Genomic DNA, 16,135 nt, shown 5'->3' on the forward strand with positions numbered 1-16,135 from the left:
TGTAAATTTCTAAATTGATTTATTAAAGATGAAAAAAGATAAGGTTACAAGATCACGAAAACAAAAAATTATCCGATGGACGAAAATCGGCATTTTTATTTATGGGGTCACAGGAATTGCATTGTATTATTTTCAGGAAAAATTATTGCTTCACCCAACGCCTCTTTCTTTTGACTACCAGTTTAAATTTAATGTTCCCTTTAAAGAAGTAAATATTCCTTTAAACGCAACGGACAATCTCAATCTTGTTCAATTTCTTCCAAATGATTCAACACGTAAAGGTGTTGTACTTTATTTTCACGGGAACCTTGAAAATATAAATCACTATGCCCAATACGCCATCAATTTTACAAAACATGGCTATGAAGTGTGGATGACTGATTATCCCGGTTATGGAAAAACCACGGGAAAGTTTACAGAACCTAATGTGTATATGCAGGCGAGGGAAGTTTATAAACTCGCCAATACAAAATTTGGAAAAGATAGCATCATCGTCTATGGCAAGTCGTTAGGTTCAGGTATTGCTTCCTGGCTTGCTTCAAGAAAGCCTTGTAAGCGACTTATACTGGAAACTCCTTACTACAGCATTCCTGACCTTTTCAGCCACTATGCTCCAATTTATCCGGTTGAATCATTATCGAAATTTAAGTTCCCCACTGGTGAGTATCTTAAAGATGTAAAGATCCCTATTACAATTTTCCATGGAACTGATGATTGGATAATCCCTTACCGGTATGCTGCAAAGCTTAAAAAGATTTTAAAACCGGGAGATGAATTTATCACAATTCATAAAGGCTCGCATAATGACCTTAACGAGTTTCCGCTTTTCCATGAAAAACTTGATTCTCTTTTCTCACTTTAAAATTATTTCACTTTAAAAGCTACGAAATAATAATTATTGGCGGCGCCTAATAATTCAAGGTTAAAATAATAAGAATTAATAAACTGGTGATAAGCCATAAACTCTTGCGTCGGAACTACAAATTCGTCAAAGAAAATAATATCATCTTTCTTTAAAAACGGCGCCAGGCTGGTGAGTACAAATAATGTAGCAGTGTAAAGATCTGCATCAAGCATTATAACGTTCTTCTTACTATTATCAAAATTTTTCAAAAATGAAGGAAGCGTCTGCTGAAATAAACCCTGGTGAAATTTTCCGCGTTTATCCTTTACCGTTGGTATATTAGTGCTATTAGCGAAAGTCCCTTTTTTATATGGTCCAAAATCTTCCGGCAATCCGGTAAACGTATCAAATCCATAAAAACGGGAACCGGGATGATTATTTTCTGTCATCCACCAGTTGAAAGAATGCCCATCCGCAACACCAAATTCAAGATAATTGATGTCAAGACTTAACATTTCGTTTTTGAAAATGTATTTATAAAGCTCGTATCGCTTGTTATAATCCCATTTGCAGGGAAAATCATTGAATGGAATTTTTTTATTTTCGCTTGCCCATTGGGAAAGCTTTGTCATCCATAACTGTTGCTGCCACAATCCTGTAGCCCATGAAAATAAAACGTGAAGCCTTAACCGGATAAAGGTGGTTTTTAGAAAGCGGATAATTGTAAACTTCATGCGGCAAATATAAATTCTATATTTCTTTTAGTACCGCCATTGTTGCCGATACCGACAATTTATATTCGCTACCAATTTTCAATGCATAATTTTCTTTATCATGACTTACAGGAAAATTAAAACATACAGGATAATCATATTCTTTTACAATATCTCTTATTACTTCTTCGACAGTTTGACCGAAAGGTATTGTTGTATCTTTCATTTCAGTAAATCTTCCGACAATCAAAGCTTTAAGTTTATCAAGCTTACCGCTTCGCTTTAACTGGTACATCATTCTATCTACATTATAAATATATTCGCCAACATCTTCGATAAACAAAATTTTATTTTTTGTTTTTAACTCCGATGATGTAGCGGTAAGATGTGCAAGCAGTGATAAATTTCCACCAACCAATATACCGGATGCTTTTCCTTTTTTATTAAATTCATTACCAGCGCTTACATAATCTGCTTTCCGTCCAATTAAAGAATCATGCAAGGTTTGAATATATTGATTTTTATTTTCACCGTCGTTAAACGCCGCAGCCATCGGGGCATGCATAGACGCTATTTTATATTTCGAAAATAAATGACTTTGAATAACCGTGATGTCACTAAAACCAATAATCCATTTTGGATTTCTTTTAAATTTTTTGAAACTGAGTTTATCAATAATTCTTCCCATACCATATCCACCTCTTGCACAAAAGATAGATTTGATATTGTCATCATCCATCATTTGCTGAAGATCATTTAACCGTTCTTCATCGGTTCCGGAAAAATAATTAAACTGGTGGCCCAGTGTTTTACCTGTCACTATATGAAACCCCCATCCTGTAAGTGTTTCAATAGCCGTCACTGCTTTTTCATAAGGCATATACCCGGAAGGGCACAATATGCCTATTGTATCGCCCGGTTTTAAATATGGAGGAATTGTAATCAAGGGTTTTATTTTATAGGTGGATAGTTTTATTGTTTACTTGTTGATCCACTAGTTTCAAAAAGCATTCCATTTAAAATTAGACTAATTAAGAATTAAACTTGATTAAGAGTAACTGAATTATCTGAAACATTTAATCGATATTTTACACCGCATTTCACCGCATAATTTTCTCGTTGGTGTCCAACGGGAAAATCAAAACATACCGGGTAATTATATTCTTTCACTTTTTCAAGAATTATCTCGTAAACCGTTTTGCCAAAATTATCACTGGGGTCATCCGGTTTTATATTGTTGAAACCGCCGGCAATTAAAGCTTTTAGGTTCTGTAATTTTCCACTTCGCTGCAGGTTACACAACATCCTGTCAATACTGTATAAATACTCATCAACTTCCTCAATCAATAAAATTTTGTCATCCGTATTTATATCAGATCTTGTTGCCGCAAGGTTTTGTAAAATAGATAAATTACCACCCACCAAAATTCCTTCCGCAGCTCCGGTTTTATTAAAAGTATTTACCGCAACAGGGTATTGTATATTTTCTCCTGTTAAACACTTTCTAATTGAATCAATTGAATCAATTTGCCCGGGAGTTGCGCTGCTCCAATCCGATGGAAAACTGTTGCACATTTTTGAATGAATAGTAGCGATTCCAAAGTTTTTATTTATGTGCGAATGAAATACCGTTGCATCGCTGAAACCTATTATCCATTTAGGATGTTTTGCAAACTTTTTAAAATCAATTGCATCAATAATTCTTACAGCTCCATAACCGCCACGCCCCAGCAAAACTGCTTTTACAGAATCATCGTCAATTATATTTTGAAAATCCTCTACCCTGTATTCATCATTCCCTGCAAATGAAAAATCCCGGGTTCCAACGGTATGGCCTATCCGAACCTGGAAACCCCATTCTTTCAATTTATCAATAGCCGGTTGAATCTCTTCAAAACTAATATACCCGGAAGGACACGTAATTCCAATTACGTCACCCGGTTTCAAATAAGGAGGAATTTTACTAATCTTATTTTCTTCAAAAATTGCGCAGCTATTGTTGAGATCTCCCCCACCTTTCGCCACTGCAGAAACAGATGCTGCTAAAGGAACAATTGAAGAAAGAAAGTTTTTACGATTCATGAAGTATTAATAATTCAATTTAAAAAATTACAATTCAAACCCCAACCCAGACGTTTCATCCAATGATATTAAACAAAGTGTCAATTTAAATTTGCCCAAAGAAATTATTGTTAAAAGATCATAACGTATTAGCTCCCCAAGTTAATATTAAAGAATTTGACGGAAAGTAAATTCAGTTGGATTTATTCTTCATTTAAAACTCCTACAATTTAAGCGGATTTTTGTTTGTTTGGGCATTGAAATGGTTTAGGTATTTTTGCAATCCGTAAATATTTGAATTAGCGGTAACATGATTATGAAAGAATTTAAACGGTATTTAATAACAGCGGCTTTACCTTATGCCAATGGCCCCAATCATATCGGGCATCTTGCCGGCTGCTACCTTCCTGCGGATATCTATGTCCGTTATTTACGGGCAAAAAGACTGGATGTAAAATTTGTTTGTGGAAGTGATGAACACGGCGTTCCAATCACCATTAGAGCCATGAAAGAAAATATTACTCCCCAGCAGGTCGTTGATAAGTACCATAAAATTATTAAGGAAAGTTTTGCGGAAATGGGGATTTCATTTGATATCTATTCCCGCACTTCAAACCCCGTTCATCATAAAACAGCTTCAGACTTTTTTTTAAATCTATATGAAAAAGGCTTATTTGAAGAAAAACAAACTGAACAGTTTTTTGATGAAGAAAAACAAACCTTTTTAGCAGACAGGTACATTACCGGAACATGCCCTGTGTGCGGCTATCCACATGCTTTTGGTGATCAATGTGAAAATTGTGGCTCTTCTCTAAGCCCGGAAATTTTAATAAATCCACGAAGTACATTAAGCGATGCGGTTCCGGTAAAAAGAAAAACAACACATTGGTATTTCCCATTGCAGAACTATGAACAATTCTTACGCAAATGGATACTCGAAGATCATAAGGAATGGAAAAATAATGTTTACGGCCAGTGCAAAAGCTGGCTGGACAAAGGGTTACAGCCACGAGCCATGACAAGAGATAGTAACTGGGGAGTAAAGGTTCCGTTACCAAATGCTGAAGGAAAAGTGTTGTATGTTTGGTTTGATGCACCTATTGGTTACATTTCAGCCACTAAAGAACTTCTTGAGAACTGGGAAGATTACTGGTGTAAAGAAGATACCAAGCTGGTTCATTTTATTGGAAAAGATAATATTGTTTTTCATTGTATCATTTTTCCTTCCATGCTTAAGGCGCATGGTGATTTTGTTTTACCCGATAACGTTCCTGCAAATGAATTTTTAAATATTGAAGGCCAGAAAGTTTCTACAAGCCGCAACTGGGCTGTATGGGTTGATGAATACCTGAAAGATTTTCCCGGCCAGCAGGATGTACTCAGGTATGTGTTATGTGCGAATGCTCCGGAAACAAAGGATAATGATTTTACCTGGAAAGATTTCCAGGACAGAAACAACAGCGAACTCGTTGCCATCTTCGGAAATTTTGTTAACCGAACTTTTGTATTGATGCATAAATTATGCAACGGAAAAGTACCTACTTTGCACGCTGACATTATTGATGATGCTGATAAAAAAATGGTGGCAGAATTTGAACAAACTAAAATTAAAATTGAAAATCTTTTAGACCAATATAAGTTTCGCGATGCATTGTATGAAGTGATTGATTTGGCAAGAAAAGGAAATAAATACCTGCAGGAGAAACAACCATGGATTGTTGCAAAACAGACTAACAATAACGGACAACCGGCAATAGAAGCGCAGAATAAAATTGACAATTGTCTTCACATTTGTTTACAGCTATGTGCAAACCTTTCCATTTTTATCAATCCGTTTTTGCCATTTACGGCAAAGAAAATGATTTACATGATGAAGGTTGTTGACAAAATGCTCGATTGGGAAAACGCCGGAAAATCAAAATTGTTAAGTGTTGGTTATAGCTTACGAGCACCTGAATTGTTATTCAGGAAAATTGAGGATGAAGAGATTAATTTTCAAATTGAAAAGTTAAAGAGAGGATTGGTTGATTCTCTTAATAAATTACAAACAACAGTTGACCAAAATAAAGAAGAAAATAAAATGGAATCAATAAAACCGGAAATTGTCTTTGATGATTTTGCAAAAATAGATTTGAAAGTCGGGACTATTCTTTCGGCAGAAAAAGTTGAAAAAGCAGACAAGCTTTTAAAGCTTGAAGTAGATCTTGGTTTTGAAAAAAGAACCATAGTTTCTGGCATTGCATTGCATTTTAAGCCTGAAGAAATTGCAGGAAAACAGGTGGTGGTAGTTGCCAATCTTGCCCCGAGAAAAATGAGAGGAATTGAAAGCAATGGCATGATATTAATGGCAGAAGACAAAGAAGGAAAATTACATTTTGTAAAACCTGAAGATAAAATTAATCCGGGTGCATCTGTCACATAATTTGGGATCAAAAAAAATTTTTATGAAACAAAATATAGGTTTTATTGGATTAGGTAATTTGGGAACTCCTATTGCATTAAATTTAATTGAAAGCGGGCACACATTATACGTTTACAATAGAACTTCTTCAAAAACGAAACCACTTAGCGAAAAAGGAGCCAATGTTTGTGAAAGTATTGCCGGGCTTGCAAAACAATGCACTACGGTTTTCACCATGGTTTCTGATGATGCGGCATTAAAAAGTATTTGTGAGGGAGAAGGTGGCCTGTTAAAAAATCTCGAAAAAGACAGTGTGCATATTTCCATGAGCACTATTCTTCCGGAAACTGCCGCATATCTTTCTTCACTTCATATACAACATGGTCAGTATTATCTTGCTTCACCTGTTTTCGGAAGGCCGGAGGCAGCGACAGCCAAAAAATTAAACTATGTAATTAGTGGCGAAGAAAGCATCCGCAGGCAGGCAGAGCCATTGTTAAAGGATACGGGTGGCTTGAATGTTTGGGATTTTGGAGATTCAATTGTTGCCGCCAATACCGTAAAACTCTGTGGTAATTTTTTGATTGCATCCGCACTTGAAGCTATTGGTGAGAGCATTAATCTCGCCAACAAAAGCGGAATTGATGCAGACCAAATGTGGAATATATTTTCTCAAACATTATTTAATACACCATTGTATCATAATTACAGTAAAATTATATTAGAACAGAAATTTGAACCAGCTGCCTTTTATATGAAGTTAGGTTTAAAAGATATGAACCTTGTTTTGCAACAGGCAGTTACGGTAAATCAATCAATGCCTCTTGCAAAATTGCTACAAAATAATATGAAATCCATTGCGGATAGTGGTCGGGGAAATATTGACTGGAGTGCAGTTTCAACTGCTGATAAAAACAAATAACACGCGATTATTCTTATATACAGAACCAGTAATTGTAAGTTATCGGTTTCGATTTATTAACCTCAGGAAATTTTCCTAATTTCACATTAAATGGTTGTTTAACTAACTAATTTATTATGCAAAAAAGAACGATAAAAAAAGTAGCGGTGTTAGGAAGTGGAGTAATGGGAAGTCGCATTGCCTGCCACTTTGCGGGAATTGGCTTACAGGTTTTGTTGCTTGATATTGCCAGCCCCGCAAAAGAAGGAGAGCTGAAACCTAACCGAAATAAAATTGTAAACGATGCATTGGCCACAGCAATAAAATCTAATCCATCTCCTGTTTTTACAAAAGATGTTATTAAAAATATTACTACGGGAAATTTTGAAGATAACATGAAAGACATCACCTCCTGCGATTGGACGATTGAAGTTGTTGTCGAAAGATTGGATATTAAAAAGTCAATTTTTGATGAAGTTGAAAAATTTCGCAAACCTGGAACGTTAATTACTTCCAATACTTCAGGTATTCCTATTCATCTTATGACGGAGGGCAGAAGTGATGATTTTAAAAAACATTTTTGCGGCACACATTTTTTTAATCCCCCGAGATATTTACAGCTTCTTGAAATCATACCAACACCAGATACTGATACAGAGATTATTGATTTCTTAATGCATTATGGTGATCTGTATCTTGGGAAAACAACCGTTCTTTGCAAAGACACTCCTGCTTTCATTGCCAATCGTATTGGGGTTTTCAGTATTATGTCAATATTCCATATTATGGAAAAGCTTGACTTAACTATCGATGATATCGATGCCCTAACAGGTCCCGTAATTGGCCGGCCGAAATCTGCAACGTGTCGAACTGCCGATGTTGTAGGAATAGACACCCTTGTAAAAGTAGCGATAGGTGTAAAGGATAATTGCCCTGGTGATGAAGCGAAAGACACATTTGTTATTCCTTTATGGTTGCAAAAAATGGTTGATAATAAATGGTTAGGTGATAAAACAGGCCAGGGATTTTTTAAGAAAACTAAAGGCGATGAAGGTCAAAAAGAAATTCTCACGCTCGACCTTAAAAAATTCGAATATACCTCCCGACAAAAACCAAAGTTTGCAACACTTAATGCAGCAAAACCAATTGACGATCTGAAACAAAGATTGAAAGTTTTAGTTGCGGGAAAGGATAAAGCTGGCGAATTTTACCGCTCATTTCATTACAGTCTTTTCTCTTACATCTCACATCGCATTCCTGAAATAAGTGATGAAATTTATCGCGTTGATGATGCTATGAAAGCGGGCTTTGGCTGGGAAATAGGAGCTTTTGAATCATGGGATGTGTTGGGAGTAAAAGAAACCACTGCTGCAATGAAATCCGCGGGCTACGATGTCGCAAATTGGGTTAACGATTTTCTTACTGAAGGCAATATTTCATTCTACAAAATTGAAAATGGAAAGCGTTTATACTACGACGTTAGTACCAAAAAATATTTACAACTTTCCGGCGGCGATTCCTTTATTATTTTAAGTGACCTTAAAGAAAAAACAGTTTGGAAAAACACTGCCTGCAATCTATATGACTTGGGTGATGATGTTGTTGGCCTGCAGTGGAATACTAAAATGGGGAGCATAGGCAGTGAAGTTTTGGAAGCTATGAATAAATCTATCTCTATAGCCGAGGAAAAATATAAAGGATTAGTTATTGCAAATGAAGGCCCTCAATTTAGTGCCGGAGCCAATGTAGGAATGATTTTTATGCTTGCGACGGAACAGGAATATGATGAACTTGACCTGGCAATCCGCATGTTTCAAAATACCATGATGCGGGTACGGTATTCGTCCATACCCGTGGTAGTTGCGCCGCATGGTTTGACCCTCGGTGGCGCTTGCGAAATGTGTTTACACAGCGATAAAGTGCAGGCTGCTGCAGAAAGTTATATTGGTCTTGTTGAGTTGGGAGTTGGTCTTATACCTGGGGGCGGAGGAACTAAAGAATTTACTTTACGTTCCGCGGATGAAATGCATGAAAATGAACCGGAAACTATTACACTTCAAAGCAGGTTCCTCACCATTGGTACCGCTAAAGTTTCTACATCAGCGTTTGAAGCATATAATTTAGGAATCTTACGTAAAGGCATAGACGAAATAAGTATGAACCAACAGAGAAGAATCGCTGATGCAAAACAAAGTGTTATAGAAATATTTGATAATGGTTATACAATGCCCTTACAAAGAACTGATATAAAAGTTTTGGGCCGCTCTGTTTTGGGAATGCTATATGCAGGAATAAATGGAATGCACCGCGGAAATTATATTACCGACTACGATGTAATAATTGCAAAAAAGCTGGCTTATGTTATGTGTGGTGGCGATCTCAGCGAACCTACATTAGTAAGTGAACAATATTTACTTAACCTCGAAAGAGAAGCATTCTTAAGCCTTTGCGGCGAAAAGAAAACACTGGAAAGATTACAAAGTGTTTTGAAAACGGGAAAACCCATAAGAAACTAAATAAAAAAACCGGGCTATTAACCCGGCTTTTTTATTTGACCTACTTTCTTTTATTTTTTATTGATAATTAATTTTTCAACTATATTAAGGAATGATGATTTTACTTTTACAAGGTAAAGAGATGCGGGCAATTTATCAATTCCATCAATGGATAAATAATTTTCACCTTTCTGTAATGTATACATTTTATTGATGAGAACCTTGCCCGCATTGTCAATTATTCTAACATCAACTGGTCCATTTTGTATAGTTGTTAATTTCAAAGTAAGATCGTTGTATGCGGGATTCGGATACATTAATAAAATTTTATTTTGTGAATCTTTTATTTGAACACTTAAAATTTTACTGTAAAAAAATCTGCCTTCATCATCTATCATTTTAAGCCTGTAAAAGTTTTGGGATGATGACGTTATATGTGTGTAATTATATTCTGATAGCCTGTCGTGATAACTTACCGTGGTTAGTTTTGAAAAGGAAATTCCGTCGGCGCTATATTCAAGTTCAAAACTTTTTAATTTTATCACATTGGCTATCTTCCATTGCAGGTTAACTGCATTATTATTAGCAGTGGCCAGGAAGTCCGTTAGTTTTACCGGAAGCACACCGCAAGGCGAGCCGGGATTAATTGAATTTATAAATTCCGGAGGGTTCGCTAATAAAATTATCTTTCCATTATCGCCCGGTGTTGCATTATAATTATTATCAGCATTTCCGGTCGGAGAACCAGATAGTGTTAATCCGTTAGTACCGCCTGAAACATTTGTTGATAAAAATGTACCATTAGTAATTATAATACCACCGCCTCCACCGCCGCCGGGACCATAGTCATAGTAGTTTGTCATATCTCCGCCACTGCCTCCGATTGCCGAGGCAGTTATGTTATTTAATCCAACCGGGCCTGACCCAGTGGTCACCATGATAATGCTTCCGCCTGCTCCCCCGCCGCCGGCAGCATCGGTTTGCGGAGGAGTATATGTATCAGTAACACCAGGAGCATTTGATCCGTTTGCCAAAACACTTCCGCTTCCAGTATATTGGGTCGCTCTCACAATTATAATACCTCCGCCACCGCCTCCGCTACAGCTATATTCGTTAGACGGAAGGCTGTTATCAGCGGATCCGGCGCCACCGCCTCCGCCCATGCAAAATCTTTCAGTGGAAACTTCACCAAAAGCAACACCGCCATATCCGCCCGTAGGATAGGTGTTTACATCTCCGCTTGCTCCATGCCAACCACTTCCTCCGTTTCCGCCACTACCACCATTACCGCCTCCGCCCCCGCCGGCGTTGTATTGATTTAGTGAAGGGTCCCCATCAGTTGCACCACCACCCGCATTGCCCGGTGCACCTCTGCCCATACTGCCTCCAATATATCCTTCAATACCGTTAGTTGTTGTAAGTGCAGTTCCGTTTTCAAACAAATACGCTGGCGTGCCGGCTATACCCTCGCCTTTTGCACCTCCTGTTGCGTTTGCCGCTGTTGTTATAGGAGAATTCCACCTGTAGTCTGTATTAGTTAATGTGCCGGTTCCATTACTGTTTCCGGCAGTTGCTCCCGTTAAGTTTTTGCCACCCCCTGCTCTAAATCCTTTATAGCTTACATCAATTGAACCGCTTAATGTAAACTTATTATTTACATCGATAGCAACCACACCTCCTGTACTTCCACTCCATGATGGGCATGTAACAGATGCTCCGGCTTTAATTTTCAAATCATAATACCGCGGAATTCTTATCACCTCATACTTTTGAATAGAATTTGTTGGAGTAAAATCCCGATCAAAATAACTATTGGCCAAACTGTAACCAAAAGTTATAACAGAGCCCGTTATGCCTGCAACTGTGTTATATTCATAATATCCGGCTCTAAGATTAGCATTAAGGTATCCCGACGCGGGAGCTCCTGCAGAATTATCCCCATAAGCATCATTATTGTTCGAATTAATATCCGCTCCTTGTATTTGTATTATTAATACTAGATCACCTGTTGAAATAGGTGTTGCGTTACCCCGGGAATCAACTGGGCCAACGGTTAAGCTGGTCGTACCTGCCACCGGATTGCCCGTGCCGGGGTAATAAGTATTTACTATATTATTGGCTATCGAGATAGTAACGGAGCCACTGGTAGGTGGCACACCGCATTGAGCAATAATTTTATTGCAATAACTAATTGCGATAAAAAATAAAATTAGACTTAGGTTTTTTGTGTAAAGTTTTTTCAACATTTTGTAAGGTTTTTAATCAGAAAAGAAGATTAGTTTGGCAGAATTTTTAATTGATTGTAAGTTAATAATCTATGGCCAATAAAAATTAGAAATAAATCTTACCGTCCAAAAAATTTTAGGCAATGGTTTCCTTCCCGTGTTTGTATCTTTAAACCTCCTATAATAATTTTAAAACTTATGGCGATACTAACTGTTGAGGATTTATCCAAATCGTATGGCAGAATACAAGCATTAAAAAAGGTAAGTTTTTCAGTTCCTGAAGGTTCTGTTTTTGGAATACTGGGACCTAACGGTAGCGGTAAGACGACGATGCTTGGTACAATAATGGATATCTTAAAGCCTACCTCGGGCACCTACAAACTTTTTGACGAAGCGCCCACTGAACTTCATCGCAGGCGAATTGGCACCTTGCTGGAAACGCCCAATTTTTATCATTATTTATCCGGTGTAAAAAATCTTGAAATAGCTGCAGAAATAAAACAACATGGTAAGGAAGATATACCAAGGGTACTCGAAATGGTAGACCTCACGAAACGAAAGGATTCAAAATTCAGTACTTATTCTCTTGGAATGAAACAAAGATTAGCCATCGCATCTTGTCTTTTAGGCAATCCCAAAGTGTTGGTTTTTGATGAACCCACTAACGGGCTGGACCCTGTAGGGATAGCCGAAATACGCGAACTGATGAAAACCCTTTATCGTGAAGGTAAAACAATTATAATGGCAAGTCACCTCCTTGATGAAGTAGAAAAAGTTTGCACGCATGTAGCTATTTTAAGAAAAGGCGAATTAATTACTTCAGGTGATGTAAACGAAATTTTATCCAATGAAGATATGGTAGAAGTAGGGGCAAAAAATAGCGAGCGACTAATAGAAGTTTTACAAAAAATGCCTGGCCAAACAAGAGTAACGAAAGAAGGTGGAATGGTTAAAGTATTTTATCCTGTAGGCACTGCAGACCTTGAAGCAATTAATAACTTTTGCTTTGGCAAAGACATTATTCTTAATCATCTTATTCTTAAAAAGAAAAGTCTCGAATCGAGATTTTTTGAACTTACCAATAATTAAAGGCATGCTACATTTATTAAAAGTTGAATGGCTTAAAGTAAAAAACTATAAAGCATTTTGGATATTTTCTATTCTCTACACATTTGCTATACTCGGTATTAACTATACGGGGTTTTATGTAAATGAATTAACCATTCAATCTTTGCCCCAGAGCCAGTTGCTTCTCGGCACTCCTTATGCTTTTCCAAAAGTGTGGCAAACAGTGGGCTTTATGAGTAGCTGGCTGTTATATTTTCCGGGAATACTTTTTATTATGTTACTCACCAATGAATTTAATTTTAAAACTCACCGGCAAAATATAATTGATGGATGGACCCGCATGCAATTCGTTTCCGTAAAATTTGTATTTGCCATCCTGTTTGCTGTGGTGGCCACGTTTTTCAATTTTCTTGTTGCCTTGCTTTTTGGTTCACTCACAACCGGTTCTTCTTTCAGTTTTGAAGGAATCGAAAATGTTGGTTATATCTTCATTCAAACTGTTGCCTATATAACTTTTGCAATGTTTCTCGCGGTATTGTTTAGAAGGAGCGGTGCAGCTATTGCCGTATTTTTTTTATATGGATTAATTTTCGAGTTTATCATTACCATGTTAATTAATCATAAGTTTGGCTTATCGCCTATTGGATATTTTTTACCATTACAGGTTACTGATGTAATGTTGCCGATTCCTTTTGGTAATAAAATAATTTATGATGGAGCGCCCGATTTATGGATAATGGTAGTTGCAAGCCTGGCTTATATCTGCGGCTATTTCTTTTTTGCAATGAAAAAATTTACAACAGACGATTTGTAAAGAATTTCAAAAAAAAGTTCGGCTAGAATAAAAAACTTAAAATCAATTTTACTTCGGGGAACTTATTAATTCATCTAACGCAGATTCTATAGTAGGATATAAAAAAGTAAAGCCTGTCGATTTAATTTTTTTATCGCATACAGTTGCGCTTTTTAAAATTTCAATACTGCGTTTACCCATAAACAATTTTAAAAAAAATATCGGAATATGAACGGGTATAAAAAATTTATTTCTCAATTTTTCGGCTGTTGTTAAAATCAATTTTTTATTACTAACGGGCAACGGCGCAACTGCATTATACACACCACTCATTCCTTTGTTTTCCATTGCTTCAATATACATGCGACAAATATCATCAATGTGTATCCAGCTCACTATTTGTTTTCCGTCGCCTAATATTGCGGCAACACCAAAATTCAAAGGCGCCTTAAATTCTTTAAATGCACCGCCTTCATTATCCAACACTATACCCGTGCGAAGTTTTACAAGCCTTATACCGGCTTGCGCAATAGCATCAACACTACTTTCCCATAATACACAAGTCTCGCCCAGGAACGTTTTATCCGCAGGATCTGTTTCAATAAATCCATCTTTATGTATAAGCGGTCGTGCATCGGCCCCATACCAGCCGATTGCAGAAGCAGAAATAAAAGCTTTTAACTGATGATTATTTTCGTTTATCGCTTTTACAAGTAACTCGCTGCTTTTGGTGCGGCTATCAATAATCTGTTGTTTATATTCTTTTGTCCAGTTTTTATCCATCACTCCTGCACCTGCCAAATGAATAATGTAGTCAGCCTTTCGTATTACGTCCGCATCAATTAATTGATTTTTTATGTCCCAAGGGCTATAGGATACAAGCGGATTTGAGGAGGAATTCTTTTTATTTCGCGATAAAATAATCACTTCATATTTGCGCTCAATTAAATGGCTTGTTAATTTTTTACCGATAAGGCCGGTACCGCCTGATATTAGAACAACAGCCATATATTTATCGTAAATTAGTAATTAATCAAAAGTAAATTATTTGCAATTTAGTTATTACGTAAAAGCATTTATTTACTTTTAATAAATGAACAGAAATTTCATGAAAAACATTCTCATTTTTTTTATTTTAAGTTTATTTTCTTTCAAGGCCATCTCGCAACAAATAACCTATAGTGAGCCACAGGTTGATGATACACGTTCGCTCGATTTTGACATTATCGGAAAGATTGGAGGCAACTTTTTAGTATATAAAAATGTCAGGAATAAATATGCGGTAAGTATATACGACAATAGAATGAAATCACTAGATAAAGTAGACCTTGATTTTATGCCTGATAAAACAATTAATGTAGATTTTGTGGCTTATCCCGATTTCGCCTATATCATTTACCAGTTTCAGAAAAGAAGTACACTCCATTGCATGGCAGCAGCAATAGATGGCAATGGAAAATTAATAAAAACACCGTTTGAACTTGATACAACGCACATTAGTTTTTTTGCCGATAACAAGATTTACAGCACTATCAACAGTGAAGACAAGTCGAAAATTATGATTTATAAGATTCAAAAAAGATATGATAAATTTAATTTTACGACTTTGCTTTTTGATGATAGCCTCAGGTTATTACATAAATCGAGAATTGAAACCCCATACGAAGATCGTAAAGATATTTTCAGCGATTTCTTTGTTGACAATACAGGAAATTTTGTTTTTACAAAAGGCACCAAACTAAACTACAGGGATTATCTTCAAAAATTAATGTTGGTAACAAAGGGCCCGCAAGATGATAATTTCACTTTAAATGAACTTAATCTTTCAGGAAATTATCTTGATGAAATTAAATTGAAAGTTGATAATGTTAACCAGCAATACCTCATCAATTCTTTATTTTATAAAAGGAAAAATGGTAATATCGAAGGGCTTTACACAGCCGTATGGAACAAAAAAAATGATAACCTTGTTTCACAAAATTTTGCAGACTTTAATGATACCCTAAGACAAATAGCAAAAAATGAAGGAGGCACAAGGCTTGCTTTTAATGATTATTTTATAAGAGATCTTATTTTAAAAAAAGATGGTGGATTTATTCTAACTGCCGAAGATCATACAACACAAAGCCGTGGCACTCCCTGGAATCGTTATAATTATTTATATGGGTATCCATCGTTTTCACCGTATGATTCTTATTACTTGTATTCTCCATCTTCTTATTGGTATTCCAGCCGTTATCCTTATTACTATAACAATAACGGCCAGGTGAGATATTATTACGAAAACATAGTGGTGCTGGATTTGGATAAAACCGGTAATTTAATCTGGAGCAATGTTATTCATAAATCTCAGTATGACGACGATAACGATAATTTTCTTTCTTACTGTATTATGTTAACGGGTGGCCAATTGCATTTCTTGTTTAATGAACTGGAAAGGCGTAATCAACTCATCAACGATCAAACAGTTTCATCCGACGGAAAAGTTACCAGGAATCCGCCACTTAGAAGCCTCGACCGTGGCTATGAGTTTATGCCACGTTATGCGAAACAGGTAAGTTCTTACCAGATAATTGTTCCCTGCATGTATAGAAATTATATTTGCTTTGCAAAGATTGAATATTAATACAGAAT

At 36.4% G+C, this 16,135-nt stretch carries 12 protein-coding genes; 7 read left to right on the forward strand and 5 right to left on the reverse strand.

The genetic code is table 11. The annotated features are described in order from the left end of the window. The first annotated feature begins 28 nt into the window (after positions 1–28). Entirely contained in the window at positions 29–862 is an 834-nt protein-coding gene (locus FW778_RS05125) for an alpha/beta hydrolase (RefSeq protein WP_150413528.1), read from the forward strand. A gap of 2 nt (positions 863–864) precedes the next feature. On the opposite strand, the gene FW778_RS05130 is transcribed toward FW778_RS05125, so the two are convergent. The 3 genes from FW778_RS05130 to FW778_RS05140 all read right to left on the reverse strand — a co-directional run bounded on the left by FW778_RS05130 (position 865) and on the right by FW778_RS05140 (position 3,639). Beyond that, entirely contained in the window at positions 865–1,578 is a 714-nt protein-coding gene (locus FW778_RS05130) for a class I SAM-dependent methyltransferase (protein ID WP_150413529.1), read from the reverse strand. Between the two features lie 16 nt (positions 1,579–1,594). Next, on the reverse strand, positions 1,595–2,503 hold the full coding sequence (locus tag FW778_RS05135) for a S66 peptidase family protein (RefSeq protein WP_150413530.1): 909 nt from the start codon (positions 2,501–2,503) through the stop codon (positions 1,595–1,597). 92 nt (positions 2,504–2,595) lie between these two features. Continuing rightward, positions 2,596–3,639, reverse strand: a complete 1,044-nt coding sequence (locus tag FW778_RS05140) for a S66 peptidase family protein (protein ID WP_150413531.1) — start codon at positions 3,637–3,639, stop codon at positions 2,596–2,598. Positions 3,640–3,934: 295 nt separating this feature from the next. Here FW778_RS05140 and metG point away from each other — a divergent pair, with 295 nt between their 5' ends. The 3 genes from metG (at position 3,935) to FW778_RS05155 (ending at position 9,436) form a co-directional block, all read left to right on the forward strand. After that, entirely contained in the window at positions 3,935–6,040 is a 2,106-nt protein-coding gene (metG, locus tag FW778_RS05145) for a methionine--tRNA ligase (RefSeq protein WP_262714395.1), read from the forward strand. Between the two features lie 22 nt (positions 6,041–6,062). Continuing rightward, positions 6,063–6,941: an NAD(P)-dependent oxidoreductase gene (locus tag FW778_RS05150; protein WP_150413532.1), complete on the forward strand. Its 879-nt coding sequence runs from the start codon at positions 6,063–6,065 to the stop codon at positions 6,939–6,941. A 116-nt stretch (positions 6,942–7,057) separates the two neighbouring features. Continuing rightward, on the forward strand, positions 7,058–9,436 hold the full coding sequence (locus FW778_RS05155; protein ID WP_150413533.1) for a 3-hydroxyacyl-CoA dehydrogenase/enoyl-CoA hydratase family protein: 2,379 nt from the start codon (positions 7,058–7,060) through the stop codon (positions 9,434–9,436). A 50-nt stretch (positions 9,437–9,486) separates the two neighbouring features. On the opposite strand, the gene FW778_RS05160 is transcribed toward FW778_RS05155, so the two are convergent. Next, positions 9,487–11,661 (reverse strand): T9SS type A sorting domain-containing protein, encoded by a 2,175-nt coding sequence (locus FW778_RS05160; RefSeq protein ID WP_150413534.1) that lies wholly within the window; start codon positions 11,659–11,661, stop codon positions 9,487–9,489. A 177-nt stretch (positions 11,662–11,838) separates the two neighbouring features. On the opposite strand from FW778_RS05160, the gene FW778_RS05165 reads away from it, so the two are divergent. After that, positions 11,839–12,729 (forward strand): ABC transporter ATP-binding protein, encoded by an 891-nt coding sequence (locus FW778_RS05165; RefSeq protein ID WP_150413535.1) that lies wholly within the window; start codon positions 11,839–11,841, stop codon positions 12,727–12,729. Between the two features lie 4 nt (positions 12,730–12,733). Beyond that, on the forward strand, positions 12,734–13,522 hold the full coding sequence (locus FW778_RS05170) for an ABC transporter permease (RefSeq protein WP_150413536.1): 789 nt from the start codon (positions 12,734–12,736) through the stop codon (positions 13,520–13,522). A 48-nt stretch (positions 13,523–13,570) separates the two neighbouring features. Here the strand turns inward: FW778_RS05170 and FW778_RS05175 are convergent, their stop codons facing one another. Continuing rightward, the gene (locus tag FW778_RS05175) at positions 13,571–14,509 is read right to left on the reverse strand and encodes a TIGR01777 family oxidoreductase (protein WP_150413537.1); all 939 of its coding nucleotides are present in this window, start codon (positions 14,507–14,509) and stop codon (positions 13,571–13,573) included. A 100-nt stretch (positions 14,510–14,609) separates the two neighbouring features. Here FW778_RS05175 and FW778_RS05180 point away from each other — a divergent pair, with 100 nt between their 5' ends. Next, entirely contained in the window at positions 14,610–16,127 is a 1,518-nt protein-coding gene (locus tag FW778_RS05180; protein WP_150413538.1) for a hypothetical protein, read from the forward strand. The last annotated feature ends 8 nt before the right edge of the window (positions 16,128–16,135 follow it).

It is taken from the genome of Ginsengibacter hankyongi (assembly GCF_008710285.1).
GTDB lineage: Bacteria > Bacteroidota > Bacteroidia > Chitinophagales > Chitinophagaceae > Ginsengibacter > Ginsengibacter hankyongi.

Coding starts and splice junctions, on each gene's coding strand:
- FW778_RS05125 (WP_150413528.1), top strand. CDS start 29: ATGAAAAAAGATAAGGTTACAAGATCACGAAAACAAAAAATTATCCGA.
- FW778_RS05130 (WP_150413529.1), bottom strand. CDS start 1,578: ATGAAGTTTACAATTATCCGCTTTCTAAAAACCACCTTTATCCGGTTA.
- FW778_RS05140 (WP_150413531.1), bottom strand. CDS start 3,639: ATGAATCGTAAAAACTTTCTTTCTTCAATTGTTCCTTTAGCAGCATCT.
- metG (WP_262714395.1), top strand. CDS start 3,935: ATGAAAGAATTTAAACGGTATTTAATAACAGCGGCTTTACCTTATGCC.
- FW778_RS05150 (WP_150413532.1), top strand. CDS start 6,063: ATGAAACAAAATATAGGTTTTATTGGATTAGGTAATTTGGGAACTCCT.
- FW778_RS05155 (WP_150413533.1), top strand. CDS start 7,058: ATGCAAAAAAGAACGATAAAAAAAGTAGCGGTGTTAGGAAGTGGAGTA.
- FW778_RS05160 (WP_150413534.1), bottom strand. CDS start 11,661: ATGTTGAAAAAACTTTACACAAAAAACCTAAGTCTAATTTTATTTTTT.
- FW778_RS05165 (WP_150413535.1), top strand. CDS start 11,839: ATGGCGATACTAACTGTTGAGGATTTATCCAAATCGTATGGCAGAATA.
- FW778_RS05170 (WP_150413536.1), top strand. CDS start 12,734: ATGCTACATTTATTAAAAGTTGAATGGCTTAAAGTAAAAAACTATAAA.
- FW778_RS05175 (WP_150413537.1), bottom strand. CDS start 14,509: ATGGCTGTTGTTCTAATATCAGGCGGTACCGGCCTTATCGGTAAAAAA.
- FW778_RS05180 (WP_150413538.1), top strand. CDS start 14,610: ATGAAAAACATTCTCATTTTTTTTATTTTAAGTTTATTTTCTTTCAAG.